This is a genomic window from Campylobacter sp. 2014D-0258 (genome assembly GCF_008000495.1).
In the GTDB taxonomy this organism is placed as follows: domain Bacteria; phylum Campylobacterota; class Campylobacteria; order Campylobacterales; family Campylobacteraceae; genus Campylobacter_D; species Campylobacter_D jejuni.
In genome coordinates this window covers 17,205-41,737 of the sequence record NZ_VOAR01000024.1, presented here as the reverse complement: position 1 = coordinate 41,737, position 24,533 = coordinate 17,205, and the positions used below count along the sequence as shown (strand labels likewise).

30 protein-coding genes, 5 tRNA genes, 2 pseudogenes and 1 riboswitch are annotated in these 24,533 nt (G+C 31.0%); of the genes and pseudogenes, 25 read left to right on the top strand and 12 right to left on the bottom strand.

The window, feature by feature from the left end; all coding sequences use genetic code 11:
- The first annotated feature begins 71 nt into the window (after nucleotides 1-71).
- On the top strand, nucleotides 72-668 hold the full coding sequence (locus SR62_RS04685; RefSeq protein WP_002891776.1) for an NUDIX domain-containing protein: 597 nt from the start codon (nucleotides 72-74) through the stop codon (nucleotides 666-668).
- Nucleotides 669-699: 31 nt separating this feature from the next.
- Here SR62_RS04685 and SR62_RS09495 read toward each other — a convergent pair whose 3' ends face one another.
- The 4 genes and pseudogenes from SR62_RS09495 to rpmB form a co-directional block, all read right to left on the bottom strand.
- Complete coding sequence (locus SR62_RS09495; RefSeq protein ID WP_370651196.1) at nucleotides 700-1,134, bottom strand: CZB domain-containing protein; 435 nt, start codon at nucleotides 1,132-1,134, stop codon at nucleotides 700-702.
- Nucleotides 1,135-1,137: 3 nt separating this feature from the next.
- Nucleotides 1,138-1,386: pseudogene (locus tag SR62_RS09490) on the bottom strand (methyl-accepting chemotaxis protein); the annotation flags it as partial.
- Nucleotides 1,387-1,806: 420 nt separating this feature from the next.
- Nucleotides 1,807-2,022 (bottom strand): YdcH family protein, encoded by a 216-nt coding sequence (locus tag SR62_RS04675; RefSeq protein WP_002855201.1) that lies wholly within the window; start codon nucleotides 2,020-2,022, stop codon nucleotides 1,807-1,809.
- 184 nt (nucleotides 2,023-2,206) lie between these two features.
- A complete protein-coding gene (rpmB, locus tag SR62_RS04670) occupies nucleotides 2,207-2,401 on the bottom strand; it encodes a 50S ribosomal protein L28 (RefSeq protein ID WP_002854974.1) in 195 nt (64 codons plus the stop codon).
- A gap of 139 nt (nucleotides 2,402-2,540) precedes the next feature.
- Between rpmB and rpe the strand changes: the two genes are divergently transcribed.
- The 3 genes from rpe to thiC all read left to right on the top strand — a co-directional run bounded on the left by rpe (nucleotide 2,541) and on the right by thiC (nucleotide 5,422).
- Nucleotides 2,541-3,188: a ribulose-phosphate 3-epimerase gene (gene rpe / locus SR62_RS04665; protein WP_002859889.1), complete on the top strand. Its 648-nt coding sequence runs from the start codon at nucleotides 2,541-2,543 to the stop codon at nucleotides 3,186-3,188.
- Nucleotides 3,185-3,955 carry a 3'-5' exonuclease gene (locus tag SR62_RS04660; protein WP_002869522.1) on the top strand — a complete coding sequence of 257 codons (771 nt, stop codon included), beginning with the start codon at nucleotides 3,185-3,187 and terminating at the stop codon, nucleotides 3,953-3,955. The genes rpe and SR62_RS04660 overlap by 4 nt, the downstream gene beginning before the upstream one ends.
- A 13-nt stretch (nucleotides 3,956-3,968) precedes the next feature.
- Nucleotides 3,969-4,073: riboswitch (TPP riboswitch) on the top strand.
- A gap of 56 nt (nucleotides 4,074-4,129) precedes the next feature.
- A complete protein-coding gene (gene thiC / locus SR62_RS04655) occupies nucleotides 4,130-5,422 on the top strand; it encodes a phosphomethylpyrimidine synthase ThiC (RefSeq protein WP_002891780.1) in 1,293 nt (430 codons plus the stop codon).
- Here thiC and SR62_RS04650 read toward each other — a convergent pair.
- From SR62_RS04650 to SR62_RS04625, 6 genes are read right to left on the bottom strand one after another with little or no spacing between them, the layout of a single operon-like run.
- On the bottom strand, nucleotides 5,414-5,932 hold the full coding sequence (locus SR62_RS04650) for a hypothetical protein (protein WP_002868197.1): 519 nt from the start codon (nucleotides 5,930-5,932) through the stop codon (nucleotides 5,414-5,416). The genes thiC and SR62_RS04650 overlap by 9 nt on opposite strands.
- Nucleotides 5,922-6,449 carry a hypothetical protein gene (locus tag SR62_RS04645; RefSeq protein ID WP_002858498.1) on the bottom strand — a complete coding sequence of 176 codons (528 nt, stop codon included), beginning with the start codon at nucleotides 6,447-6,449 and terminating at the stop codon, nucleotides 5,922-5,924. The genes SR62_RS04650 and SR62_RS04645 overlap by 11 nt, the downstream gene beginning before the upstream one ends.
- The gene (locus tag SR62_RS04640) at nucleotides 6,446-7,405 is read right to left on the bottom strand and encodes a hypothetical protein (RefSeq protein WP_002880681.1); all 960 of its coding nucleotides are present in this window, start codon (nucleotides 7,403-7,405) and stop codon (nucleotides 6,446-6,448) included. Before SR62_RS04640 ends, SR62_RS04645 begins: the two co-directional genes overlap by 4 nt.
- Nucleotide 7,406: 1 nt before the next feature.
- Entirely contained in the window at nucleotides 7,407-8,036 is a 630-nt protein-coding gene (locus SR62_RS04635) for a lysophospholipid acyltransferase family protein (RefSeq protein ID WP_002891782.1), read from the bottom strand.
- Complete coding sequence (miaB, locus tag SR62_RS04630; protein ID WP_002891786.1) at nucleotides 8,020-9,321, bottom strand: tRNA (N6-isopentenyl adenosine(37)-C2)-methylthiotransferase MiaB; 1,302 nt, start codon at nucleotides 9,319-9,321, stop codon at nucleotides 8,020-8,022. Before miaB ends, SR62_RS04635 begins: the two co-directional genes overlap by 17 nt.
- Nucleotides 9,318-9,560 carry an HP0268 family nuclease gene (locus tag SR62_RS04625; RefSeq protein ID WP_002851103.1) on the bottom strand — a complete coding sequence of 81 codons (243 nt, stop codon included), beginning with the start codon at nucleotides 9,558-9,560 and terminating at the stop codon, nucleotides 9,318-9,320. Before SR62_RS04625 ends, miaB begins: the two co-directional genes overlap by 4 nt.
- A 126-nt stretch (nucleotides 9,561-9,686) precedes the next feature.
- On the opposite strand from SR62_RS04625, the gene nusA reads away from it, so the two are divergent.
- A complete protein-coding gene (gene nusA / locus SR62_RS04620) occupies nucleotides 9,687-10,775 on the top strand; it encodes a transcription termination factor NusA (RefSeq protein ID WP_002891789.1) in 1,089 nt (362 codons plus the stop codon).
- Nucleotides 10,776-10,790: 15 nt separating this feature from the next.
- Here the strand turns inward: nusA and SR62_RS04615 are convergent, their stop codons facing one another.
- On the bottom strand, nucleotides 10,791-11,978 hold the full coding sequence (locus SR62_RS04615) for an MFS transporter (protein WP_002891791.1): 1,188 nt from the start codon (nucleotides 11,976-11,978) through the stop codon (nucleotides 10,791-10,793).
- A gap of 75 nt (nucleotides 11,979-12,053) precedes the next feature.
- Here SR62_RS04615 and SR62_RS04610 point away from each other — a divergent pair, with 75 nt between their 5' ends.
- From SR62_RS04610 to recG, 3 genes are read left to right on the top strand one after another with little or no spacing between them, the layout of a single operon-like run.
- Nucleotides 12,054-13,100: a dehypoxanthine futalosine cyclase gene (locus tag SR62_RS04610; RefSeq protein WP_002891794.1), complete on the top strand. Its 1,047-nt coding sequence runs from the start codon at nucleotides 12,054-12,056 to the stop codon at nucleotides 13,098-13,100.
- Complete coding sequence (locus SR62_RS04605; protein ID WP_002891796.1) at nucleotides 13,100-14,320, top strand: M16 family metallopeptidase; 1,221 nt, start codon at nucleotides 13,100-13,102, stop codon at nucleotides 14,318-14,320. The genes SR62_RS04610 and SR62_RS04605 overlap by 1 nt, the downstream gene beginning before the upstream one ends.
- Nucleotides 14,310-16,133: an ATP-dependent DNA helicase RecG gene (recG, locus tag SR62_RS04600; RefSeq protein WP_147502282.1), complete on the top strand. Its 1,824-nt coding sequence runs from the start codon at nucleotides 14,310-14,312 to the stop codon at nucleotides 16,131-16,133. The genes SR62_RS04605 and recG overlap by 11 nt, the downstream gene beginning before the upstream one ends.
- Here recG and ctb read toward each other — a convergent pair.
- Nucleotides 16,130-16,513 carry a truncated hemoglobin Ctb gene (gene ctb, locus SR62_RS04595; protein WP_002858471.1) on the bottom strand — a complete coding sequence of 128 codons (384 nt, stop codon included), beginning with the start codon at nucleotides 16,511-16,513 and terminating at the stop codon, nucleotides 16,130-16,132. The genes recG and ctb overlap by 4 nt on opposite strands.
- A 94-nt stretch (nucleotides 16,514-16,607) precedes the next feature.
- Here ctb and nssR point away from each other — a divergent pair, with 94 nt between their 5' ends.
- From nssR to rplL, 17 genes and pseudogenes are all read left to right on the top strand, one after another.
- Complete coding sequence (gene nssR, locus SR62_RS04590; RefSeq protein WP_002891803.1) at nucleotides 16,608-17,204, top strand: nitrosative stress-sensitive transcriptional regulator NssR; 597 nt, start codon at nucleotides 16,608-16,610, stop codon at nucleotides 17,202-17,204.
- A gap of 15 nt (nucleotides 17,205-17,219) precedes the next feature.
- Nucleotides 17,220-17,921, top strand: a complete 702-nt coding sequence (locus SR62_RS04585; protein WP_147502281.1) for an amino acid ABC transporter permease — start codon at nucleotides 17,220-17,222, stop codon at nucleotides 17,919-17,921.
- Nucleotides 17,914-18,570: an amino acid ABC transporter permease gene (locus tag SR62_RS04580; RefSeq protein WP_002882400.1), complete on the top strand. Its 657-nt coding sequence runs from the start codon at nucleotides 17,914-17,916 to the stop codon at nucleotides 18,568-18,570. Before SR62_RS04585 ends, SR62_RS04580 begins: the two co-directional genes overlap by 8 nt.
- Before the next feature lies 1 nt (nucleotide 18,571).
- A pseudogene (locus tag SR62_RS04575) lies at nucleotides 18,572-19,332 on the top strand (amino acid ABC transporter ATP-binding protein).
- A gap of 91 nt (nucleotides 19,333-19,423) precedes the next feature.
- A tRNA-Thr gene (locus SR62_RS04570) sits at nucleotides 19,424-19,499 on the top strand.
- 49 nt (nucleotides 19,500-19,548) lie between these two features.
- Nucleotides 19,549-19,634, top strand: a tRNA-Tyr gene (locus tag SR62_RS04565).
- 6 nt (nucleotides 19,635-19,640) lie between these two features.
- A tRNA-Gly gene (locus tag SR62_RS04560) sits at nucleotides 19,641-19,717 on the top strand.
- A 104-nt stretch (nucleotides 19,718-19,821) separates the two neighbouring features.
- Nucleotides 19,822-19,896, top strand: a tRNA-Thr gene (locus SR62_RS04555).
- A gap of 68 nt (nucleotides 19,897-19,964) precedes the next feature.
- Nucleotides 19,965-21,164 carry an elongation factor Tu gene (gene tuf / locus SR62_RS04550; RefSeq protein ID WP_002855271.1) on the top strand — a complete coding sequence of 400 codons (1,200 nt, stop codon included), beginning with the start codon at nucleotides 19,965-19,967 and terminating at the stop codon, nucleotides 21,162-21,164.
- Between the two features lie 52 nt (nucleotides 21,165-21,216).
- A complete protein-coding gene (gene rpmG, locus SR62_RS04545; RefSeq protein ID WP_002793551.1) occupies nucleotides 21,217-21,375 on the top strand; it encodes a 50S ribosomal protein L33 in 159 nt (52 codons plus the stop codon).
- A gap of 12 nt (nucleotides 21,376-21,387) precedes the next feature.
- A tRNA-Trp gene (locus tag SR62_RS04540) sits at nucleotides 21,388-21,463 on the top strand.
- 18 nt (nucleotides 21,464-21,481) lie between these two features.
- Nucleotides 21,482-21,661 (top strand): preprotein translocase subunit SecE, encoded by a 180-nt coding sequence (gene secE / locus SR62_RS04535; RefSeq protein ID WP_002854985.1) that lies wholly within the window; start codon nucleotides 21,482-21,484, stop codon nucleotides 21,659-21,661.
- Nucleotides 21,662-21,670: 9 nt separating this feature from the next.
- The gene (gene nusG / locus SR62_RS04530; protein ID WP_002851098.1) at nucleotides 21,671-22,204 is read left to right on the top strand and encodes a transcription termination/antitermination protein NusG; all 534 of its coding nucleotides are present in this window, start codon (nucleotides 21,671-21,673) and stop codon (nucleotides 22,202-22,204) included.
- Nucleotides 22,205-22,229: 25 nt separating this feature from the next.
- Nucleotides 22,230-22,655: a 50S ribosomal protein L11 gene (rplK, locus tag SR62_RS04525; RefSeq protein WP_002779452.1), complete on the top strand. Its 426-nt coding sequence runs from the start codon at nucleotides 22,230-22,232 to the stop codon at nucleotides 22,653-22,655.
- Nucleotides 22,656-22,709: 54 nt separating this feature from the next.
- Nucleotides 22,710-23,411, top strand: coding sequence for a 50S ribosomal protein L1 (rplA, locus tag SR62_RS04520; RefSeq protein WP_002854928.1), 702 nt, complete (start codon nucleotides 22,710-22,712; stop codon nucleotides 23,409-23,411).
- Nucleotides 23,412-23,562: 151 nt separating this feature from the next.
- Nucleotides 23,563-24,042, top strand: a complete 480-nt coding sequence (gene rplJ / locus SR62_RS04515) for a 50S ribosomal protein L10 (RefSeq protein ID WP_002858610.1) — start codon at nucleotides 23,563-23,565, stop codon at nucleotides 24,040-24,042.
- Nucleotides 24,043-24,062: 20 nt separating this feature from the next.
- Nucleotides 24,063-24,440 (top strand): 50S ribosomal protein L7/L12, encoded by a 378-nt coding sequence (gene rplL, locus SR62_RS04510; RefSeq protein WP_002854820.1) that lies wholly within the window; start codon nucleotides 24,063-24,065, stop codon nucleotides 24,438-24,440.
- Nucleotides 24,441-24,533: the final 93 nt, after the last annotated feature.

Below are 24,533 nucleotides of genomic sequence, written 5' to 3'. Positions count from 1 at the left end.
TTTAATCACCTTTATATTTTCAAAAAAGCAAAAATAAAGTACAATGTGAAAAATAAATAAAAGGTTTTATTATGGCGTTTAAAAATTTAAAAGAACTTTCTTTTGAAAAATCAAATTATATTAAGCCTAAGAGATTTGCTTATGAAAGTAATGGTAAGTTTTGTACTTGGGATTTTATAGAATCTAAAGATAGCGTTTCAGTGCTTTTGTATCATAAAGAATTAGAAAGTTTTATTTTTGTACGCCAATTTCGTATACCACTTTGGTATCATCAAATGCATGATAAAGATTATGTAAAAGATGATAATATGGGCTATACTATAGAGCTTTGTTCTGGGCTTGTGGATAAAAAATTATCTTTAGAGGAAATAGCAAAAGAAGAATGTATAGAAGAACTAGGATATGCTCCTAAAAATTTAGAAAAAATAGGAGATTTTTATACAGGGTTTGGTTCAGGTGTAAGCAAGCAAAGCTTTTATTTCGCAGAAGTTGATGAAAAAGATAAAATTTCTTCTGGAGGTGGAGTTGATGATGAAGAGATTGAAGCTGTTTATGTTAAGGTGCAGGATTTTGAAAAAAAATGTAAAAATATGGTAAGAACGCCTTTGCTTGATTTTGCTTATATGTGGTTTTTAAAGGAGAAGTGGGGAAAATTAAAGATTATTTAGGTTAAACCTTAAAAAGGTTCAACCTAGGATTTTAATGATCTGACTCATCAAGCATTTCTTTAAATACATTGAAAAGATCAAGCGATGCATTTTCAGCAACTTCGCATTTATTAATTATGCTGTGTTGAGTAATATCTTTGCTAATATCTTCTGTATTTGCTATTGTTATAGCATTATTCATATTTTCATGAACTTTTTCATGTGGCTCGTTAATTTTTAAGAAGCTTTTATTTTGCCCAAATCTTTCTTTTCCTGTGCTAGCAAGCCATTTTCCTAAGCGACAAGATGTATGATCGGCTAATTGCTTTCCTGATTTGGAAAAAATTTCTTTATAACCATTTAATTTAAAAGCTATATGATCTAGTTTTGCTAAAGATACGAAAGCTTCTGAAGCGATACCAACTGCATTTGAATTAGTAGAATGCGCTTCATTTACTAAGTGAGTAAATTTTTCGGAAAAACTCATAATATGAGCATTAGAATCTATAGAAATTTTTTCAACTTGCTCACTTTGAGTATACATTTCATTTGCATTTTGCTTTAGAAGGTTGATATTCATTTCAACTTCTGTGGTTGCTTTTTGTGTTTTTTCAGCTAGTTTTCTTACTTCATCGGCAACAACAGCAAAACCACGCCCATGTTCACCTGCGCGTGCAGCTTCTATAGCAGCGTTAAGGGCTAAAAGATTAGTCTGATCAGAAACATCTTTAATTAGATTAATTACATTAGTAATTTCATCTACACTTCTATGCAATGTTCCTGCAACATCTCTTGTTTTATTGGCTGATTCTGTAATATCCCCTAAGGAAGCATTGATAGAATTAGCAATATGGTTAAGTTCATCCATTTCAGCAAGAGAAGTTTTAGAATAGCTAGAGATAACTTCTGCCTTATTTACATTTTCTAACATATCGCCTTGAACAATAGTAATATTTTTTAAAACCCCAGTTAATAAAACATTTAAAAGATCTGTTTTAAGTTTAGACTCTAAAGCCGCTTGTTCTAATGATGTAATTTTATTTTTTAATTCTAAATTTTCCGATTGAAATTTTTCAATTTTATGTGCAAGATTTTTATTTTCTTCTTCAAGTTTTTGAAGATCAGAATGGTTTATTTTACTTCCAAACATTGTTTTGCCTTATTTTTTATAATTTGCTAGATATTGGCTAAGTTCATCTTTTACATGAAGCTTTTCTTTTTTTAAAGTTGAAATTTCCATGCTGCTAAGAGAAGTTCTACCTTCTTCTGCATCTTTAATCATGTCATCAAGTTCATTATGACGATCAAATAGTTTATCAAAATGAGCATCTTTACCTTTTAGCTCTGACATTAATTCTCTATATTCATGTAGCATAAACTCTCCTTGTATTAGTAAAATTTAAAATTCATTTAACAAGGTATTTTACACTATTAAAAGATATTTTTGGCTTAAAAAATAATAAAATTAATAATAATTTTTAAATGTGTGTTATATAAGTGATTTATTAAAGTTTATTTTTAAATTGGAAATTTTAAAATTGAGGAATAAATCCTCAAAATTATTTAGAATTTTGTTTTTTTAGAGTTCTCAGAGTAGAAGCTGCGATTCTCATTTTTCTCGTGGTGCCATCTTCTAAAGTTACACGAACTGTTCTGAGATTAGGTAAAAAGCGTCTTTTTGTTTTATTGTTAGCATGGCTGACATTATTACCCACCATTGGACCCTTGCCTGTGATTTGACATACTCTTGCCATTTTCTTGTCCTTATGAAAATTTTTAAATGAAGATTCTATCAAAATTAAGCTTAAAATATTCCATAATTTATAGTTTTTTTAATATATAAGTCGATAAAATATTATTTATCACATTTATATATACTTTAAGGTTTTGATCATGTATGTAGCTCCAAGTTTATTGTCTGCAAATTTTTTGAAATTAGAAGAAGAAGTTAAAGCTATTGAAGCTGCAGGTGCAGATCTTTTACATATTGATGTAATGGATGGACACTTTGTTCCAAATTTGACTTTCGGACCTTGCGTGATCGAAAAAATTTCAACTATTAGTAAGTTGCCATTAGATGTGCATTTGATGGTTAAAGATGTAAGTAAATTTATAGATCTTTTTATCCCTTTGAAACCAAAATTCATTTCTTTTCATATGGAAAGCGAAGTTCATCCTATAAGGCTTTGTGAATATATAAGAAGTCAAGGAATCCATCCTGCTATTGTTTTAAATCCACACACTCCTATTGATTCTATTAAACACATGCTAGAATTTGTAGATATGGTGCTTTTAATGAGCGTTAATCCTGGATTTGGTGGACAAAAATTTTTACCTTTGGTACATGAAAAAATCAAAGAATTACGCCAAATGATTGATAAAAAAAATGCTAAAGTTTTTATAGAGGTTGATGGTGGTGTTAATGGTTTAAATGCTAGCGATTTAGAGGAATCCGGAGCTGATATTTTGGTGGCTGGAAGTTATATTTTTTCTTCTAATGATTATAAAACTGCAATTTCATCTTTAAAGCTTGAATTTTGAGTTTACAGCAAATTGATCAGATTATTTCTATATTAAACAAGCAAAGCAAGCCTTATGATTGGGTGATGCAAGAGTTTGCCAAAGTTGAAGAATTAAAAAATTTTGATTTAGATTTGGAAACTTTTGAGCTTTTGGGTTTGGGCTTAACTTTGAATAAAGATAATATTTTTATCCTTAAAACACGCACAACAAAAATTAAAGATGAAATTTTTTGTATAGTAGATATAGAAAGTACTGGCGGTGTAAGTAAGGGGGAAATTTTAGAAATTGGAGCAGTAAAAATTCAAAATTCTAAAGAAATTGGACGCTTTCAAAGTTTTGTTAAAGTAAAAGAAATTCCAGAAAATATAACCGAACTTACGGGTATTACTTATGAGATGGTGGAAAATGCTCCAAGTTTAACAAAGGTTTTAAGTGATTTTAGGCTTTTTTTAAAAGACAGTATTTTTGTAGCACATAATGTGCGTTTTGATTATAGTTTTATTTCTAAGGCTTTAAATGAGTGTGGTTTTGGCATTTTACTTAATCGTCGTATTTGTACTATAGAATTTGCACAATGTTGTATAGAAAGTCCAAAATATAAACTAGAGGTTTTGAAAGAATTTCTGGGCGTGGAAAATACGCATCATAGGGCTTTAGATGATGCTTTGGCAGCTGCTGAAATTTTGAAATATTGCCTTGGAAAACTTCCTTATCATATAAAAACTACAGAAGAACTTATAAATTTTACAAAGACTGCCACGCATAAAGCAAAAATAAATATTTAAAGTGTATAATTAAAACATAAATGACGGGAGCTTGTGTAACAGGCTGAGAGTAAGCTAAAAGCTTAGACCGAACCGGATCTGGATAATGCCAGCGTCGGGAAGATTTATAAATTTCAATACTTTAAAAATTTATACTCACCCTTCATTTATCCAAATTTTTTAAAGGATAAATTTATGAAAACTCAAATGAATTATGCGAAAGAAGGTATTTTTACTAAAGAAATGCAGATTGTTGCACAAAAAGAAAATTTAAGTAAAGATTTTTTGCTTGAAAATATTGCTTGCGGTAAAATTATTATCCCTGCAAATATTAATCATAAAAGTCTTGATCCAAATGGTATAGGTTTTGGACTGCGTACTAAGGTTAATGTAAATTTAGGAGTTTCAAATGATTGCGTTGATTATAGCGAGGAAATGAAAAAAGTAGAGCTTGCTCATAAATTTGACATAGAAGCGATTATGGACTTAAGCAATTATGGCAAAACAAGTCGTTTTAGAGACGAGCTTGTTAATGTTTCAAAAGCTATGATAGGAACAGTTCCTGTATATGATGCGGTAGGATTTTTAGAAAAAGATTTAAAACAAATTGGTGCTAAAGACTTTTTAGATGTTGTATATCATCATGCTAAAAGTGGGGTTGATTTTATGACAATTCATGCAGGTATTAATTCTCGCGCAGCGCATATTTTTAAACAAAGTAAAAGACTTACAAATATAGTTTCAAGAGGAGGCTCTGTGCTTTATGCTTGGATGATGATGAAAGATGCCGAAAATCCTTTTTTTGAGTATTATGATGATTTGCTTGACATTTGTTTAAAATACGATGTAACTTTATCTTTGGGCGATGCTTTGCGTCCTGGCTCTACTCACGATGCAAGTGATGGGGCGCAAATTTCAGAGCTTATAGAATTATCGCTTCTTACCCAAAGGGCTTGGGATGTTGGGGTTCAAGTAATGATAGAAGGTCCAGGGCATATGGCTATTAATGAAATAGAGGCAAATATGCAATTAGAAAAGCGTTTATGCAAAGGAGCGCCTTTTTATGTCTTAGGACCTTTGGTAACAGATATTGGCGCAGGGTATGATCATATTAGTGGTGCTATTGGAGGAGCTGTGGCTGCAGCTAGCGGTGCTGATATGCTGTGCTATGTAACACCTGCTGAACACTTAAGACTTCCAAATTTAGAAGATGTTAGAGAGGGTATAGTTGCGACTAAAATTGCAGCTCATGCAGGAGATATAGCTAAACTTCCACAAGAAAGATCAAGAGATGATGAGATGAGTAAGGCTAGACAAGAGATAGATTGGGAGAAAATGTTTAAACTTGCTATTGATGGAGAAAAGGCTAAAAAAATGTTTAATGAGCGTCGCCCTGATGATTTAAACTCATGTTCCATGTGTGGAAAAATGTGTGCAATGAATACTATGAATCAAATTTTAAAAGGCGAAGATGTGAGTTTAGCTTGAATAAACTTTGAGAGTAAGATCTATAGAGATACCTTGCTCTCCTGCTTTAAGATTAAGTGGATAATCAAGCTTGATTAAGTTGTTATAGTTTTTTAGAGCATCAATAAAATCATAAAGTCTTCTAGGATTGTTCATTGTCGCTTTAATGGCTAAGCGGTTTTTTAGATATTTTTCTTGTTTTTCGGGCTTAGTTTCTTGAATTTTTACGTTTTGAAAATATTTTTGTAAAAAAATATCAAAATTTCCTATATTAAAATTTTGCTCAAATTGCTCTAAACTTTTGTTGTTTTCGCTTCTTAGAGTTGATATTTTATCTTCACTAAAGTCAAATTTTGATTTAGCGGCTTTTAAGATAGCAAGTTGTGAGTTTTCTCTAAGATTTGCTTGTTTGTAATTTTTTAATGTCGGTAAAAGTAAAAATAAGATCAAGGCTGTGCAAACGCTTATAAAACTTAACGCGCAAATGATAAGCTTTAATAAATCAATTTCTTCTAGACTTTTATCTTTCATCTGCAACTCCTGGAATTTGTTTACTAATACTAACAAAACGATACCACCCATTATCTAAGCGATAATAGGTTGTATAGCTTTGATCAAAGATGCTTTTTAAAGGGGTTTCTAAAAGTAGAGTAAACATTTCTCTTGTAGGAGTGACTCCGATAAGTTTTAAGGAATATTCGTCTTGTTCAACACTTTCAAGAGTAATATTATCAGTTTTTACAATAATATCAAATAGATTTCTTAAGCTTTCTTTAACAATTTGATTTTGAGTGTTAAAATTTTTCGCTATTTGGCTTTGATCAAATAAAATTTCATAAAGCATTTCATTTTGCTTAGTTTGATTTTGAAGCACTATAACTTGTTGTTTTTCATCATCGATAGAGCTATTGATTAATGCAATTTTTATTGTATATGTAAAATATACTAGCAAGATAAATAATATACTAAAACCAAAAAGTCCTAGCCAAATTTTATCAAAGAGTGTGAAAATAGGTTTTTTTCTTGGCTGTATGAAGCTATAAGTCATTTAAGCTCCTTTCGCATCAACTCTATCATAAGATCTAAGGTGTTGATTTGTTTCGTTTTTATCTCTAAAAAAGTTTCACTTTCTAAAAAATCAATAGCACTTATGTTAATATCTGATTCGCTATATAATAAAATACCATTGATAAATACCCCAGCATATTTATCATCATTGTAAAATTTTTCAATGCTCGTAATAATATAACGGCAAAGTTCCATATCATTGCTAAATTGATTTAATTCATCAAGATTAAAATTATCATTATTATCCAAAGTTTCAAGATTATTTTCTTGATCAAGTAGATCAAATTTATTATTTAAGGCTTCATTGAAGTTATCTAAGGTAACTTCAGTATCATCGTTGTTGTTTTCAATTTCTTGATTATCTTCTGATGGAAGTTCAAGCTCTAAACCTAATTCTTGCTCAAATATTTTAAAATCACCGTATAAAATAGTATTGCCTTTAGCAACAATAATTGCCAAAAGATGTCCTTGTTTAAATCCATAAAGTAAAATTTGATCATCAGGCTGTTTTTCTTTTTGTATATTGTAGTAAAGAAGGGCAAAAGGGGAATATAAAAAATCTAAACCTCTATATTCTTCAAAAAGCTCGCTATAATATTCCACATGTTCGGTAGCCGTATAAACAAGGGCATTATTAAATAAAATATGCTGTAAGCTGATTTTTCCTATATTAAAGTGCTCACAATCTTGAATATTTGTACTAGGTATTAATCCTTGTTCTTTGGCGTCTAAAAATAAAGCAGTGTGGTAAAATAAGAAATGCTTGCTTAAATTTTTTATGTATTCTAATAAATTTTCACTTTTATCAAAAGTTTTTTCATTGCTACTGATTAGTTTATTTCCTCTGTAAATAGAAGCTTTTACAATATTTTTTTTATCTTCTAAAATAATACTAATAAAAAGTTGTGGAAATATTTTTTTAAGTAAAAATAACATTTCATTCCTTAAATTGATCAGCTAAGCTAATTTTATCAAATTGTTCCATTAGAAATTCTTTAGCTTTTTCTTTATCTAAAGATAAAATATCCAAAGGTTCACTTAGACTATAAGTAATCTTACTAAAAGGTTTTGGCAAGATCATCTTATCCCAACTTTTAAATTCCCAAAAACGATTTGCTTCATAGTTTAAAATTCTTATCTTTAGTTCTTTTTTTTGAGCCAAAATGATAGAACCATCTGAAATACTATGATAAGGCCCACGTGGACCATCGGGCGTGATAACTATATCGTCATTTTGTTCTAAAACTTTAAATGCAGCTCTAAGTGCACTGCTAGCACCCCTTGAAGTGCTTCCTCTTACAGTATCAAGACCGAAAAGCTTGATGATTTTTGCAATTTGTTCTCCATCTTTATGGTGGGAGATCATGACATAGGCTTTTTTATTTTTTTGTCTATAATGTCTAAACGCAAAAGGCATGAGTGCTAATTTTCCATGCCAAAAAAGTATCACACTAGCTTTACGGTCAACTTTTTCACCTTTATAGTGCTTTTTACAGCTTAAAAAAATAAGCCATTGCAAGATGAAAATTATATATGTTAAGCAATGGATTTTAAACGATTTCCCCATATAAAACCATACGCTTTGCATTAGTGATTTTTACTTCTTTAAATTGCCCTAAAAGTTCTTCGCTACCTTCAACTTGAACTAAAAAATTATTATCTGTTCTTCCAGTAATGCTATTGCCTGCTCTTAATTCTTCAAATAAAACTTTAAAAGTTTTATTTTCTTGTTTTTTTACAATTTCATCTAAAATTTCACTATGACGATTTTGTAAGGTGCTAAGTCTTCTCGAAGCTGTTTCTTCATCGATTTGATTAGGCATGGTTGCGGCTTTTGTTAAAGGGCGTTTGGAGTATTTAAAAGAAAAAATTTGTTCAAAACGCACTTTTTCCAAAACATCCATAGTTTCTTCAAAATCTTTTTCACTTTCCCCTGGAAAAGCTACAATAATGTCTGTAGAAATGCTAACATTTGGACAAAGTTCTCTAAGTTTTAAAGCTCTATTTAAATACCATTCTTTAGTATAGCCACGCTTCATAGCTTTTAAAATTTCACTTGAGCCGCTTTGTAAAGGCATGTGCATGGATTTGCAAACTTTTGGATTATTGGCAAAAACTTCTAAAAATTTATCATCCATATGCAAAGGATGTGGACTTGTAAAGCGAATGCGTTCCAAACCTTCTATAGTGCTAAGTTCTTCTAAAAGATCTGAAAAGTCTATTTTTTTATGTTCGTTTCTAAATCTTTTGCCGTAGTTATTGACATTTTGTCCTAGCAAGAAAATCTCTTTAGCGCCTTTTTCAACGGCTTTTTGAGCTTCTTTATAGATAATATTAAAAGGTATGGAAATTTCATCTCCTCTAGTATGTGGCACTATACAATAAGTGCAGTGTTTATCACAACCTATGGAGATATTAATATAGGATTTATAAATACTATTTCTAAAATCTGCAAAAGCAAATTCACTTTCATCATAGTCTATATCCACGCCCATAAATTTTGGAGTTTTTATAGCTTGAGTGATTTTGGAAATATTTCTTGCCCCTAGAACAAAATCCACATAAGGAGCACGTTTGAAAATTTCATTTCCCAAATGTGATGCAGTGCATCCACAAACTCCTATTTTAGCACCTTCTTTTTTAACTTTTTCAAAGCCACCCACTTCTGAGAAAAGTTTATGCACAGGTTTTTCACGCACTGAACAGGTATTAATAAGAATAAGATCTGCTTCTTTGATATCTTCTGTTAGTGCGTAGTTTTCTTTTTGTGTTAATTCTGCGATCATATGCTCAGAATCTCTGACATTCATCGCACAACCTAAAGTTTGAATAAAAAGTTTTTTAGCACTCAAAGAATATGTACCTCATACATAAAATCATTATCATCAAGTCCGTATTTTACGGTTCTATGATAAATGCTTACTCCTTTTTTTTCAAAATGATTTACAAGGGCAATGAGTTGTTTGTGTGTATTATCTTTATCAAAATAAAAAAACTTTTGTCCTTCTTTTTCTATAGCCTCTTCGATTTTTTCTAGGCTAATATTTTTAGGTTTTTCATTAATCAAAGTTCTTGCCAATTTTAATTCCATAGCTAAATCCTTAAGAATTTTCATTTTAATCTATAATTTTAGCAAATTTTACTTTTAATTAAACTTATTAAGGATATAATTTTTATCTACATTTTTAAATTTCCCACAAAAAAGGTTTTATAAAATATGGAAAAGATAGCAGATATTATCGAATCTATTGCTAATGAAAAAAATTTAAACTTAGAGAATGTAAGAGAAAAAGTAGCTACCGCTTTAATCAATACTGCAAAAAGAATTTATGGACAAGAATATGAGTTTTTTGTGGATCTTAAAAATTTAAATCTTTATCAAAAAATTACCATAGTAGCAGATAATGACGAGAGATTACAAAATAAAAGTGAGAGTTTTATCGCGTTAAGTAAGGCAAAATCAGAAGCTCCAGATGTTGAAATAGGAGATGAATTAACTTATGAATGTTCTTTGGAAAATTTAGGAAGAACTGCGGTAAATACCTTGCATAAAGAACTTGAATATCATATACAAAAATTATTAGAACAAACTATTTTTGAAAAGTATAAAAACAAAGTGGGGCAAATGGTTTTTGGTACAGTTGTTAGAGTGGATAATGAAGAAAATACTTTTATTGAAATAGATGAATTAAGAGCTTTTTTACCAAGAAAAAATCGTATTAAAGGGGAAAAGTTTAAAATAGGGGATGTGGTAAAAGCTGTGATACGCCGTGTTTATACAGATAAGGGTATTAAAATCGAGCTTAGTCGTACGAGTCCTAAATTTTTAGAATGTTTACTTGAAGCTGAGGTTCCAGAAATCAAAGATGGTTATGTCAATATTATAGGATGTGCTAGAATTCCAGGTGAAAGAGCAAAAATCATTCTTCAGGCTAATGGAGCAAATATCGATCCTGTAGGCGCTACAGTAGGTGTTAAAGGTGTAAGAATTAATGCAGTAAGCAAAGAGCTTCATAATGAAAATATTGATTGTATAGAATTTACAAATGAGAGTGAAATTTTAATTTCTCGTGCCTTGGCTCCTGCTATTGTAAATTCTGTAAAAATTGAAGATAAAAAAGCTATTGTAAGTTTAAATAGCGAACAAAAAAGTAAAGCTATAGGAAAAAATGGTATTAATATTCGCCTTGCTTCTATGTTAAGTGGTTATGAAATAGAGCTCAATGAATTAAGCTCATCGCAGCTAAATAATGCCATCAGTAATGAAGAAGCGATGAAAAATCTTCAAGATTTGTTTAAAATTTAAAATATTTGTGAATTTTCACAAATATTTTTTATAAAACCACTTCCAATAAAATGCTGCAAAGATAAAAACCATACCTAATAACCCTGTAATCAGTTCTAAACTCAAGCCTATTTCAAATAAAAAGCCCATAAGCATTGAAATAATAGCGCTAAAACTAAGATAAATCATATCTGTATAAGCGATCACTCTACCATGATATTCTTTGTCAGCATTTTTTTGTATCATGGTGTAGGTATAAGCCCAAAGTGCTGAGGTAAAAAAACCTGCACCGATTAAACCTAAAAAAGAAATATAAAAATTAAATTGAGTTAAAGCCCAAAGTATAATACCCAAGCCTTGACCAAGATACATGTAAAATAAATTTTTATCATTAATAAATTTGCTTAAAACCATAGGTCCTATAGCTAAAGAACAAGCACGTACTGCATTTAAAAACCCTATTACTAAAGCAGCAGATAAAACTTCTTTATATTGATGTTGCGCTAAAAGCGTAACCAAGGTTTCATAAGCAGTTAAACCTATAAAAGCGTGAAGCAAGATAAGATGAAAAATTATCTTATTGTTTAAAACATAGAAAAATCCTTCTTTTATCATGGTAAAAAAGCGACTTTGTGTTTTTTGATGAAAATCAGGAATGCTTAATCTTACTAAAAAAGAAATGCCTATGAGTATAAGTATACAGTCAAATAGAAAAGCGGTTTTAACTCCTAGAAAATAAATAAAAATTCCCGCACTTGCCATACCTGCTGTATAAGAAATCGCCCAAATGACACTGTGCATTTCATTAGCGAGTTTAAGTTCTTGAGGAGTTAAAATTTTGGCCAATAAACTCATTTCAGCTTGAAAATAAATCGAAGCAACACAAAGTCTTATGAAAATTAAAATAAACAAAAGCCAAAGCATACTAAGACTTGTGACAAAAATAAGACAAAAAATAGAAATTAATTCTATGCTAATCATACTGAGTAAAAGTTTTTTAGGTTTATTTTTCTCTACTATAACCCCATTAATAGGAGCAAGCAAAACTCCAGGTAAAAAAGCAAGCATAGCACTTGTAGCTGTTGCCCAAGTAGGAGCATTAAGCTCGACTAAAAGGGTAAAAACTCCCGTTTGAGAAAACCATGCTCCAAAATATACTATAAACTGAACCGAAGCCAATATTCTGATATTTTTATTATTTTTTAATAGTTCAATGTAATTCATAAGCGAAACTATAGCATAATTTATATTTTAAATGCTATAATTATTTTAATTATGTAAAAAAAACAAGGAAAAATTTTGAAAAGACTAGATAAAAAAGAAGCTTTAGATTTATTACATCATGCGAGTTTAACTGAACTTGGAGAAATGGCTTATAAAAGAAAATTAGAACTTCATCCTGAAAAAATCACTACTTTTGTTGTAGATAGAAATATTAACTATACTAATGTTTGTTGTATTGATTGTTCTTTTTGTGCTTTTTATCGCCATCATAAAGAATATGATGCTTATATTTTAAGTTTTGAAGAAATAGGTAAAAAGATAGAAGAGCTTGAGGCTATCGGGGGAACACAAATTCTTTTTCAAGGCGGGGTGCACCCAAAATTAAAAATAGAATGGTATGAAGAACTAGTTTCTTGGATAAAAGAACATTACCCAAATATCACTGTACATGGTTTTTCAGCGGTTGAAATCGCTTATATTGCAAAAGCATCTAAAATTTCAATTACTGAAGTGCTTCAAAGATTACAAGCTAAGGGTTTATTTTCTATACCAGGAGCGGGAGCTGAGGTGCTAAGTGATAGGGTGCGTGATATTATCGCACCCAATAAATGCGATACGGCTACTTGGTTAGAAGTACATCGCCAAGCTCATAAAATCGGTATGAAAAGTACAGCTACCATGATGTTTGGAACGGTTGAAAATGATGAAGAAATCATCGATCATTTTGAACATTTAAGAAAATTACAAGATGAAACAGGTGGTTTTAGAGCTTTTATTTTATGGAGCTTTCAAAGTGATAATACTGCTTTAATCCAAAAATATCCAGAGATTATGAAACAAAGTTCTAACAAGTATTTAAGACTTTTAGCTTTAGCAAGACTTTATTTAGATAATTTTAAAAATTTACAAAGTTCTTGGGTAACTCAAGGCTCACTTATAGGCCAGCTTGCTTTAAAATTTGGAGCCAATGATTTAGGCTCAACCATGATGGAAGAAAATGTAGTAAGCGCTGCAGGAGCAAGTTATAGAATGAATCAAGATGAGATGATAAGGCTGATTAGAAGTTTAGGCGAAAATCCAGCTAAACGCAATACCGCTTATGAAATTTTAGAAAGGTTTTAATGCAGTATTTAGAGAGTAGGGGTGTTAAAATCCCTTTTATTTTTGAAAAAAATTCTGATTTTCCTATTGTTGTTTTAAAGCTTGTTTTTAGAAATTGTGCTAGAAGTTATGATGAAATAGCAGGTTTGGCTAAAATGTTTTCACGCATTTTAAATGAAGGAGTGGATGATAAATTTTTTAAGGATTTAGAATTTAGAGCGATAAATTTAGAGGCAAGTAGTGGTTTTGAAAGCTTGGAAATCAACCTTTCTTGCTTGAAAGAAAATTTTGATTTTGCTTTAAAGAGTTTAGAAAAATTGCTTTTAAAACCAAGAATAGAAGAAAAAACTTTGCAAAAATTAAAAATCAATGCCTTAGGTGAGCTCGCGAGTAAAAATAGTGATTTTGATTATTTAGCAAAAAATTTACTCAATGCTCAAATTTTTAAATGTAAAGAATTTCAAAGTCCAAATGATGGAGATGAAAAAAGTATAGAAACTTTGTCTTTAAAAGATTTGCAAAATTTTTATAAAAATTTTATCCATCTTAGTGATTTGGTTGTGATTTTAGGAGGAGATTTAGAAGAAAAACAAGCCAAGGCAGATCTTTTAAAACTCTTATCAAAACTTCAAATAGGTAAGAAAAATACTCCAAAAAAATATGAGTTAAGCAAAAACATCAAAGATGAAATTTTGCTACGCCCAGAAAGTGAACAAGCTTATATTTATTTTGCTACACCTTTTTTTGCTGATTTTAAAGATAAGGATTTATATCTTGCAAAAATTGCATTATTTGTTCTAGGGCAAGGAGGATTTGGTTCAAGGATTATGGAAGAAATTCGTGTTAAAAGAGGTCTTGCATACTCAGCTTATGCTATGCTTGATATGAATATGTCTTTTTCTAGAGTTTTTGGATATTTACAAACTAAAAATGAAAGCACTAAAGAAGCTAAAAAAATCGTAAAAGAGCTTTTTGAAGATTTTATAAAAAATGGCATGACTCAAAACGAACTTGATCAAGCTAAAAATTTTCTCATAGGATCAACTCCTTTGCGTTATGAAAGCTTAAGCAAGCGTTTATCTATGGCCTTTAATGAATTTTATCAAGGTTTAAAATTAGGATATTATAAAGAAGAATTAAAACTTATGGAAAAGGTTAAGCTTGAAACCATAAATGCTTATATTAAAAAACATCAAGAACTTTTAAATATAAGTTTCGCAAGCATACAAAATGAAAATTAAAGAAAGTGATTTTGAATTTTTTAAAAAATTAAAAATTAGAAGTGCTATTGATCTAGCGCTTCTTTTACCTAAAAAAATTGAAAATTTAAATCCAAGTAAAAATCCTAAAGAAAATGAAATTTGCACCCAAAAAATCACTATAAAAAGCGTTAGTTCAAGAAAAAATCAACTTTTTGGTTTAGGTTTTTGTGAAGAATGGCAAGAAAATATTTCTTTTGTGTTTTTTCATCCTAGAGCTTGGCATTTTGGGATTTGTAAGGTAGGAAAAGGGCTTATTTTTAATGCTAAACTCTCGCGTTTTAATCATACTTGGCAATTTAACAATCCTAAAATTTTAACTTCTTTTGAGGGTTTTAGTCCAAAGTACCAAATTTTAGGTTTAAAAGATGCAAAAATTGCTGCTTTTATACATAAATATCTTAATTATGAAAATTTACAAGAAAGTGGCATAGGGGATAAATATATACATTTTCTTTTAAATTTGCATGCTTATGATGAAAAAAGTTTTTTTATGTTTGAAAATTTGCAAAATTTTAGCAAAGATTTAAAATATATAGAAATATATAATTTTTTAAAGCGTTTAAAAGCTAAAAAAACACATTTTAAAGCTCATCAAATCAATGTTTTTAACATAGCTAATTGGCTTAAAGATTTGCCTTTTTCTCTTACTAAAGATCAGCTTAATGCCTTAAAAGATATAGAAAAAGATTTGCATTCAAAAGAAGCTAGAAGGCGTGTAATTATGGGTGATGTAGGGTGTGGTAAAACCTTGGTTTTGCTTGGTGCGGCTTTGATGGTTTATCCTAAACAAGCTATTTTGATGGCACCTACTAGTATTTTAGCGCATCAGCTTTATGAAGAGGCTAAGAAATTTTTGCCTGATTTTATGAATATTTTGTTTATTAAAGGGGGTAAAAAAGAAAAAGATTTAGAACAAAATATTCAAAAAGCAAATCTTATTATAGGTACTCATGCTTTAATTCATTTAGAAAGCCATAATGCCGTACTTGTAATGATAGATGAACAACATCGTTTTGGCTCGGCTCAGCGTGAGAAAATTCATTCTTTAAGTAAACAAGAATTTGCCCCTCATTTTATACAGTTTTCGGCTACGCCTATTCCAAGAACTTTAAGCATGATACAATCTGAACTTTTAAATTTTAGTTTCATTAAACAAATGCCTTTTAAAAAAGATATCACAACTTATTGTATACAAAATGAAGGCTTTTCTAAGCTTAGCGAGAAGATCAAAGAAGAAATCGCTAAAAATCATCAAATTATCATTATTTATCCCTTAGTGAGTGCTAGTGATAATATTCCTTATCTTTCTTTAGAGCAGGCTAAAGAATATTGGCAGAGTCACTATGAAAAAGTTTTTGTAACTCATGGGAAAGATAAACAAAAAGATGAAATTTTAGAGCGTTTTAGAGATGAGGGAAATATTTTACTAAGCACTACAGTGGTGGAAGTGGGCATTTCTTTGCCAAGATTGAGTATGATAGTGATTGTGGGGGCGGAACGTTTAGGACTTGCTACTTTACATCAACTTCGTGGCCGTGTAGGTCGTGTAGGGCTTAAAAGTACTTGCTATCTTTATACTAAGCTTAAAGAAATTCCGAGTCGTTTAAAAGAATTTGCTAGCACTTTAGATGGGTTTAAAATAGCAGAGCTTGATCTTAAAAATCGTTTGAGTGGAGATTTGCTCGATGGTTTTATGCAACATGGAAATGAGTTTAAATTTTTTGATTTTTCCAAGGATGAGGAGATTTTAGAAAAGGCAAAAAAAGATTTGGCAAAAAAATTGCCAAATTAATGTCCGCCGTACTTGTAAAGCATATTTTGAAAATGTGAAGCTATCATTTGTGCACGCTGTAAAATGACATTTTTCATTTCTTCATTATAAACTATATTTAAACTTTCTTCAAAAAGTTTTAGCCAAATTTCAAAAAACTCTTGAGGAAAAGGAGGTAGATCTAAGTGCTTTTTTAAGGGTTGCCCATTATAATCACCTTCGCCTAAAAGCATGCCTGCCCAAAAATTTCCTATTTTTGCTTTATGTTCTTTCCATTCTTCATCGCTTGTTCCAATAGCATTGTTAAAAATAGGACCTAAATCCTTATCTTTTCTAACTTTTTCATAAAATATTTCCATGAGTTTTGCTATGCTTTCTTGATTAATTGTTTCAAATTTCATATAAGCCTTTCTTAAATGTTAATTTTATGGCGTTAATATAGCAAAAATAAGATAAATTAAATTTAACATAAGTTAAGAATGGAAATATTATATAATGAAAGATTATTTAGAACTTTTATCTAGTGTAGGAAAATTAAAAAAATTTCAAAAAAATAGTATTTTATTTTATGAGGGCGAAGAAGCCAAAAATTTTTTTATTTTACTTAAGGGAAAAATACGCATTTATAAAAGTACAGCAAGTGATAAAGAAATTACTTTGCATTATTTTAATCCTCCAAATTTTATAGCAGAAATGCCTGCTTTTAAAAAATTAAATTATCCTGCTAATGCTATCTTTGAAGAAGATGGGGAAATTTTGGAGATTGATTTTATTAATTTTCAAAATTTATGCAGTGAAAATAAAGAATTCAATTTTTTACTTATCAGTTCACTTTTTGATAAAATTAAAATTTTAGAAAAGAAATTATCTCAAAATGCATTAGATTTAAGGACGAGATTATTAAAGTATCTTTTGGAAAATGAAAAAAATTTAGATACAATTTCACAAAAACAAATTGCAATTGATTTAAATGTTAGAGCACAATCTTTATCTCGAGTGTTAAAAGAGCTTAAAATTTCAGAACTTATTGATACAAAAAAAGGTAGAATTGAAATTTTAAATAAAGATATGATCATGAAAGAACTTTGGTAAAATTTAAGGTAGAGAATGGATTTTGATTTTATATTAGCTCAAGCTCCTGCTTTTTTAACGGCTGCTTGGCTTACGATAAAACTAAGCTTTTTTGGAATTATTTTTTCTTTGATAATAGGTTTGTTTTGTATTTTAATGAGTTATTTTAAAATAAAAATTTTAGAAAATATTTGCAAGCTTTATATAGAGTTTTCAAGAAATACGCCTTTATTAATTCAACTTTTTTTCTTATATTATGCTTTACCTAAATTTAATATACATTTAGAGCAAATTCCACTGCTTGATTTGATTTGCTTAAGCGTAGAAGAAACTTTAAGGCCTTCTTTTGCTTGTGTTATAGTAGGACTTAGTTTTTTAGGAGGTTCTTATATGGCTGAAAGTTTAAGAGCGGGATTTGAAGCCATAAGAAAACAGCAGTTTGAAGCGGGACTTTCTTTGGGTTTTTCAAAATTTGGAAATTTGTGTTATGTGATTTTGCCGCAAGCTTTGGCTATTTCTATGCCAAGTATTAGTGCTAATATTATATTTTTAATCAAAGAAACTTCAGTCGTTAGTATTATTGCCTTGCCAGATTTGGTGAATTTAATGAAGAGTTTAAATTCCTTAACCTATAAGACAGATGAGCTATTGTTTTTGTTGTTTATGGGATATTTATGCATTATTTTGCCTTTGTCTTTTGTTTTACTAAAGTTTGAAAAAAGGTTGCTTCATGCTTGAACTTTTAAATACTGATACGCTTTTAAGACTCTGGCAAGGGCTTTTTGTCACTCTTGAAATTTCATTTATCAGCATTATTATTACTTCGATAGGTGGGTTATTTTTAGGAATTTTAATGAGTTTTAAAAATACCTATATCTATGCTTTTTGTCGTTTGGGTTTAGAATTTGTGCGTGTTATGCCACTTTTAGTATGGCTTTTTGTGGTGTATTTTGGTTTTCCTAGATGGTTTGGGTGGGATTTGAGTTCTGTAAGTGCAGCTATTATTGTTTTTAGCATTTGGGGTTGTTTTGAGATGATGGATTTGGTGCGTGTTTCCTTGCAGAGTATTCCAAAACATCAGTATGAAAGTGCATCATCTTTAGGTTTAAATACGGTGCAAAGTTTTGTTTATATTATTATTCCACAAGCTATGCGTCGTTTAACTCCTATGAGCATGAATTTACTTACTCGCATGATTAAAAGCACAACCTTTGCTTATTTAATCGGTGCGGTAGAGCTTGTCAAGATAGGGCAACAAATTATAGAATTTCATAATAGAAATGATTTTGCACCTTTTATTATTTATGGTTTGATTTTTTTTATCTTTTTTATACTTTGTTATCCCATCACTTTATATTCAAGAAAATTAGAGAAAAAATGGAGCTAAAATGAGCATACTAAAAATAGAAAATTTACAAAAGTATTATGGTTCGCATCACGCCTTAAAAGATATTAATTTGGAAGTTAAGGCTAAAGAAGTTGTGGTGATTTTAGGTCCTAGCGGATGTGGAAAATCTACGCTTTTGCGTTGTATTAATGGGCTTGAAGAGATTGCAAGTGGTAATATTTATATTGATAATGAGAAAATAGATAAAGATTTTAAAGAATGGCCAAGAATGCGTCAAAAAGTTGGTATGGTTTTTCAATCTTATGAGCTTTTTGAGCATTTAAGTGTTGAAGAAAATATACTTCTAGGGCCTATGAAAGTGCAAAAAAGAAAGAAAGATGAGGTTTTAAAAGAGGCTAAAATTTGGCTTGAAAAGGTGGGGCTTTTGCATAAAATTCATGCTTATCCAAGAGAACTTAGCGGAGGACAAAAGCAAAGAATTGCCATAGTAAGAAGTTTATGCATGAATCCTGAGTTAATGCTTTTTGATGAGGTTACAGCAGCGCTGGATCCTGAGATTGTCAGAGAAGTTTTAGAAGTGATGTTAAATCTTGCAAAAGAGGGTATGACTATGCTTATTGTTACTCATGAAATGGGTTTTGCTAAAGCTGTAGCAGATAAAATTATTTTTATGGATAAAGGAAAAATCATCGAAGAAAATGATCCTAAAAGTTTTTTTAAAAATCCAAAAAGCGAAAGAGCAAAGAAATTTTTAAATTTATTTGATTATCATAAATAGATAAAAATAATATTGGTTTATGATAATAAAATTTACAAGACTAAAATTTTATAGAAAAACTAAAAAAGTCTTGACAAAATTTTTTTTTTGAGTTATAATCTTACTTTTATTTTTGCTGGTTTAGCTCAGTTGGTAGAGCAGCTGCCTTGTAAGCAGCAGGTCGGGGGTTCAAGTCCCTTAACCAGCTCCATTTATTTTAGCAGTGTTTGACCAGAATATTGAAAAAGCAATATTTTTATGGTGAGTTACTCAAGTGGCCAACGAGGGCAGACTGTAAATCTGCTGGCTTTCGCCTTCCGTGGTTCGAATCCACGACTCACCACCATGCTTTGCGGGAGTAGCTCAGTTGGCTAGAGCATCAGCCTTCCAAGCTGAGGGTCGCGGGTTCGAGTCCCGTTTCCCGCTCCAATAATTTAAAAGAACTGGGAGCTGTATTTTAAAACCTTTAACTTACAGTATATATCCCATTTAAGAGTTTTTGTTGTCTATTATTATGTATAATTTTTCTGAGCGCTCGTATGGCTCAGAGGTAGAGCACTCCCTTGGTAAGGGAGAGGTCGCGGGTTCAATTCCCGCTATGAGCTCCATGAATTGAAAAAATTATATAGATATAAGACTTGCTTTGCTCAATTTATTTTTTATACGGAGGAAAAAAATGGCTAAAGAAAAATTTTCACGTAATAAGCCACACGTAAATATTGGTACTATTGGTCACGTTGACCATGGTAAAACTACTTTAACAGCTGCTATTTCTGCTGTTCTTTCTAGAAGAGGTTTAGCAGAGCTTAAAGATTATGATAATATCGATAATGCTCCAGAAGAAAAAGAGCGTGGTATTACTATTGCTACTTCTCATATTGAATATGAAACAGACAATCGTCACTATGCACACGTTGACTGCCCAGGTCACGCAGATTATGTTAAAAACATGATTACAGGTGCTGCACAAATGGATGGAGCGATCTTGGTTGTTTCTGCTGCAGATGGCCCTATGCCACAAACTAGAGAACATATTCTTCTTTCTCGTCAAGTAGGCGTTCCATATATTGTTGTTTTTATGAATAAAGCAGATATGGTTGATGATGCTGAACTTTTAGAGTTAGTTGAAATGGAAATTAGAGAATTATTAAGCTCTTATGATTTCCCAGGCGATGATACACCTATTATTTCTGGTTCTGCTTTAAAAGCTCTTGAAGAAGCTAAAGCTGGACAAGATGGTGAATGGTCAGCAAAAATTATGGATCTTATGGCTGCAGTTGATAGCTATATTCCAACTCCAACTCGTGATACTGAAAAAGACTTCTTGATGCCAATTGAAGACGTTTTCTCAATTTCAGGTCGTGGTACTGTTGTTACAGGTAGAATTGAAAAAGGTGTTGTAAAAGTAGGTGATACTATCGAAATCGTTGGTATTAAAGATACTCAAACAACAACTGTAACAGGTGTTGAAATGTTCAGAAAAGAAATGGATCAAGGCGAAGCAGGAGATAACGTAGGTGTTCTTCTTCGTGGTACTAAAAAAGAAGAAGTTATCCGTGGTATGGTTCTTGCTAAACCAAAATCAATTACTCCGCACACTGACTTCGAAGCTGAAGTTTATATCTTAAATAAAGATGAAGGTGGTAGACATACTCCATTCTTTAACAACTATAGACCACAGTTTTATGTAAGAACAACTGATGTTACAGGTTCGATTAAATTAGCTGATGGTGTTGAAATGGTTATGCCAGGTGAAAATGTGAGAATTACTGTAAGCTTGATCGCTCCAGTAGCACTTGAAGAAGGAACTCGTTTTGCTATTCGTGAAGGTGGTAAAACTGTTGGTTCAGGTGTTGTTTCTAAAATTATTAAATAATTTAATAAAGCCAAGTTAAAAGCTTGGCTTTAATTTTTTAAGGAAAATTGAAATGAGAATTAAAGTTGGTTTAAAGTGTGAAGAATGTGGTGATATTAATTATAGCACCTATAAAAATAGTAAAAATACTACTGAAAAATTAGAATTAAAAAAATATTGCCCAAGATTAAAAAAACATACACTTCACAAAGAAGTTAAGCTAAAAAGTTAAGCTTGCGCCCTTAGGGCAATAGCTCCAACGGTAGAGCGCCGGATTCCAAATCCGATGGTTGGGGGTTCGAATCCCTCTTGCCCTGCCATAATTAAGGTTTAAATAAATGGAAAAATTAATAACTTATTTTAAATTATCAAAAGCCGAATTAAGGAAAGTAATTTTTCCTTTAAAAGAACAGGTAAGAAATGCCTATATTACAGTTTTTGTGGTTGTTGCGGTGATTTCTTTGTTTTTGGCGTTAGTGGATTGGCTTATGTCCTCTATTGTTTCTGCGATCGTATAAGGAGAGTAAATGAGTACTCATAAATGGTATGCAATTCAAACTTATGCTGGCAGTGAAATGGCAGTTAAAAGAGCCATTGAAAATTTAGTAAAAGATAACGGAATTGAAGAACAACTTAAAGAAATTGTTGTTCCAACTGAAGATGTTATTGAATTTAAGAATGGAAAGGAGAAGATTAGCGAAAGAAGTTTGTATTCAGGATACGTTTTTGCACTTCTTGATTTAAATACAGAGCTTTGGCATCGCATTCAATCTCTTCCAAAGGTTGGTCGTTTTATTGGAGAATCCAAAAAGCCAACCCCTTTAACAGAAAAAGATATTAATTTGATTTTGGAAAAAGTTCACAATCGTGCAGCGCCTAAACCAAAGATTTCTTTTGAAGAAGGGGAAAATGTGAGAATCACAGAAGGGCCATTTGCAAACTTTACTGCAATTGTAGAAGAGTATGATATGGTTCGTGGTTTATTAAAATTAAATGTTTCTATTTTTGGACGCTCAACTCCAGTGGAGATCTTATATTCTCAAGTTGAGAAAATAATTTAATTTATATTAAGTAAGGAGATTTGTTATGGCTAAAAAAGTCGTAGGCGAAATTAAATTGCAAATTGCTGCCACAAAAGCAAACCCATCACCACCTGTTGGTCCTGCTTTGGGTCAGCAAGGTGTTAATATTATGGAGTTTTGTAAGGCTTTTAATGAAAGAACAAAAGATATGGCAGGTTTTAATATCCCTGTTGTTATCACTGTTTATGCAGATAAAAGTTTTACTTTTATTACAAAACAACCGCCAGCTACGGATTTGATCAAAAAAGCAGCTGGAATTTCTAAAGGTACGGATAATCCACTTAAAAATAAGGTGGGTAAGTTAACTCGTGCTCAAGTTTTAGAAATAGTAGATAAGAAAATTGCAGATTTAAATACTAAAGATAGAGATCAAGCTGCTAAAATTATTGCAGGTTCAGCTCGTTCTATGGGTGTTGAAATCGTAGATTAATCCTTTCACCGCCAAGGTAAAAGGCGGTAGCACTTTAAAATGCGGAGAAAATAAATGGCTAAGATAGCAAAAAGATTAAAAGAATTATCACAAAAAATTGATTCAAATAAAGAGTATGCTTTAAGCGATGCAATTGATACAATAAAGACTTTAAAGTCTGCTAAATTTGATGAGACTGTAGAAATTGCTTTAAAACTTAATGTTGATCCAAGACATGCAGATCAAATGGTAAGAGGATCTGTTGTTTTACCTGCTGGAACGGGTAAAAAAGTTCGTGTTGCTGTAATTGCAAAAGACGCAAAAGCTGATGAAGCGAAAAATGCTGGTGCAGATATTGTGGGTAGCGATGATTTAGTAGAAGAAATTCAAAAAGGTAATATGAATTTTGATGTTTTGATTGCTACTCCAAATTTAATGGGACTTGTTGGTAAAGTTGGTAGAATTTTAGGGCCAAAAGGTTTAATGCCAAATCCTAAAACCGGAACAGTGACTATGGATGTTGCTCAAGCAGTTAATAATGCAAAAAGTGGTCAGGTAAATTTCCGTGTTGATAAGCAAGGAAATATCCATGCAGGTCTTGGTAAAGTAAGTTTTTCCAAAGAACAATTATGGGACAATGTTAGCACTTTTGTAAAAGCAATTAACAAACACAAACCTGCCGCAGCTAAAGGTAGATATATTAAAAATGCGGCTTTATCTTTGACAATGAGCCCTTCTGTAAAGCTTGAAACACAAGAATTGCTTGATATGAAATAAGAGTTGTTTTTTTGCAACTCTTTTGTTCTAAAATAAACATTTGAAAAAATTTTTGATTTTTTGAGATGTTTATTTTAGATTGAAGATAGTCGAGGCGTAAGCTTAATTGGATTTCCACTCTACTTGAAATCTCAATCGGAAAGGAGAAAATGTGACTAGAAGCGAAAAAGTTGAGATTATTGCTAAACTTGAAGAAGGTTTTAAAGCTAGTGAAGCTATTGTAGTTTGTAATTACAGAGGTCTTAGCACAAAAAAACTAGAAGAGCTTAGAAATAATGCAAGAGAAAACAATGTAAAAGTTCAAATTGTTAAAAATACTTTGGCTAACATTGCTCTTAACAATTCCGGTAAAACAGGTCTAGTTCTTAAAGATACAAATATTTATCTTTGGGGCGAAGATCAGCTAAGTGTTTCAAAAGTAGCTGCTAAATTTGAAGAAAATAACGATAAATTTGAAATCAAAACAGCTCATATTGAAGGCGAAGTTGCAGATGTTGCTAAGGTTAAAGCTCTTGCTAAAATGCCTTCACGCAATGAGTTGCTTGCTATGCTTTTGCAAGTTTGGAATGCGCCAATTACCAATTTCACAATAGGTTTAAATGCGCTTAAAAATAAAAAAGAATCTGAATAAATTAAATAAAAGGATAAAAAATGGCAATTTCTAAAGAAGATGTATTAGAATATATTTCAAATTTAAGTGTTCTTGAGTTATCAGAACTTGTAAAAGAATTTGAAGAAAAATTTGGTGTGTCTGCTGCTCCTGTAATGGTAGCTGGTGGTGCTGCAGCTGGTGGTGCTGCAGCTGCTGCTGAAGAAAAAACTGAATTTGATATCGTTTTAACTGATGGCGGTGCTAAAAAGATTGAAGTTATTAAAATCGTTCGTGCTCTTACAGGCCTTGGTCTTAAAGAAGCAAAAGATGCAGTTGAGCAAACTCCTTCAACTCTAAAAGAGGGTGTGGCTAAAGCTGAAGCTGAGGAAGCTAAAAAACAACTTGAAGAAGCTGGTGCTAAAGTAGAACTTAAGTAATTTTAAGCTTTAAAGTTAGAAGAAGATTTGCCAAGGCAAGTCTTCTTTTTTTATTTTTACCTAATTTTTAGGTCTTCTTTTTTAAATTTACAA

What these genes read in the sequence shown, in the direction of transcription:
- SR62_RS04685 (WP_002891776.1), top strand. Translation starts at nt 72, where the DNA reads ATGGCGTTTAAAAATTTAAAAGAACTTTCTTTTGAAAAATCAAATTAT.
- SR62_RS09495 (WP_370651196.1), bottom strand. Translation starts at nt 1,134, where the DNA reads ATGAGTTTTTCCGAAAAATTTACTCACTTAGTAAATGAAGCGCATTCT.
- SR62_RS04675 (WP_002855201.1), bottom strand. Translation starts at nt 2,022, where the DNA reads ATGCTACATGAATATAGAGAATTAATGTCAGAGCTAAAAGGTAAAGAT.
- rpmB (WP_002854974.1), bottom strand. Translation starts at nt 2,401, where the DNA reads ATGGCAAGAGTATGTCAAATCACAGGCAAGGGTCCAATGGTGGGTAAT.
- rpe (WP_002859889.1), top strand. Translation starts at nt 2,541, where the DNA reads ATGTATGTAGCTCCAAGTTTATTGTCTGCAAATTTTTTGAAATTAGAA.
- thiC (WP_002891780.1), top strand. Translation starts at nt 4,130, where the DNA reads ATGAAAACTCAAATGAATTATGCGAAAGAAGGTATTTTTACTAAAGAA.
- SR62_RS04650 (WP_002868197.1), bottom strand. Translation starts at nt 5,932, where the DNA reads ATGAAAGATAAAAGTCTAGAAGAAATTGATTTATTAAAGCTTATCATT.
- SR62_RS04645 (WP_002858498.1), bottom strand. Translation starts at nt 6,449, where the DNA reads ATGACTTATAGCTTCATACAGCCAAGAAAAAAACCTATTTTCACACTC.
- SR62_RS04640 (WP_002880681.1), bottom strand. Translation starts at nt 7,405, where the DNA reads ATGTTATTTTTACTTAAAAAAATATTTCCACAACTTTTTATTAGTATT.
- SR62_RS04635 (WP_002891782.1), bottom strand. Translation starts at nt 8,036, where the DNA reads ATGGGGAAATCGTTTAAAATCCATTGCTTAACATATATAATTTTCATC.
- SR62_RS04625 (WP_002851103.1), bottom strand. Translation starts at nt 9,560, where the DNA reads ATGGAATTAAAATTGGCAAGAACTTTGATTAATGAAAAACCTAAAAAT.
- nusA (WP_002891789.1), top strand. Translation starts at nt 9,687, where the DNA reads ATGGAAAAGATAGCAGATATTATCGAATCTATTGCTAATGAAAAAAAT.
- SR62_RS04615 (WP_002891791.1), bottom strand. Translation starts at nt 11,978, where the DNA reads ATGAATTACATTGAACTATTAAAAAATAATAAAAATATCAGAATATTG.
- SR62_RS04605 (WP_002891796.1), top strand. Translation starts at nt 13,100, where the DNA reads ATGCAGTATTTAGAGAGTAGGGGTGTTAAAATCCCTTTTATTTTTGAA.
- recG (WP_147502282.1), top strand. Translation starts at nt 14,310, where the DNA reads ATGAAAATTAAAGAAAGTGATTTTGAATTTTTTAAAAAATTAAAAATT.
- ctb (WP_002858471.1), bottom strand. Translation starts at nt 16,513, where the DNA reads ATGAAATTTGAAACAATTAATCAAGAAAGCATAGCAAAACTCATGGAA.
- nssR (WP_002891803.1), top strand. Translation starts at nt 16,608, where the DNA reads ATGAAAGATTATTTAGAACTTTTATCTAGTGTAGGAAAATTAAAAAAA.
- SR62_RS04585 (WP_147502281.1), top strand. Translation starts at nt 17,220, where the DNA reads ATGGATTTTGATTTTATATTAGCTCAAGCTCCTGCTTTTTTAACGGCT.
- SR62_RS04580 (WP_002882400.1), top strand. Translation starts at nt 17,914, where the DNA reads ATGCTTGAACTTTTAAATACTGATACGCTTTTAAGACTCTGGCAAGGG.
- tuf (WP_002855271.1), top strand. Translation starts at nt 19,965, where the DNA reads ATGGCTAAAGAAAAATTTTCACGTAATAAGCCACACGTAAATATTGGT.
- rpmG (WP_002793551.1), top strand. Translation starts at nt 21,217, where the DNA reads ATGAGAATTAAAGTTGGTTTAAAGTGTGAAGAATGTGGTGATATTAAT.
- secE (WP_002854985.1), top strand. Translation starts at nt 21,482, where the DNA reads ATGGAAAAATTAATAACTTATTTTAAATTATCAAAAGCCGAATTAAGG.
- nusG (WP_002851098.1), top strand. Translation starts at nt 21,671, where the DNA reads ATGAGTACTCATAAATGGTATGCAATTCAAACTTATGCTGGCAGTGAA.
- rplK (WP_002779452.1), top strand. Translation starts at nt 22,230, where the DNA reads ATGGCTAAAAAAGTCGTAGGCGAAATTAAATTGCAAATTGCTGCCACA.
- rplA (WP_002854928.1), top strand. Translation starts at nt 22,710, where the DNA reads ATGGCTAAGATAGCAAAAAGATTAAAAGAATTATCACAAAAAATTGAT.
- rplL (WP_002854820.1), top strand. Translation starts at nt 24,063, where the DNA reads ATGGCAATTTCTAAAGAAGATGTATTAGAATATATTTCAAATTTAAGT.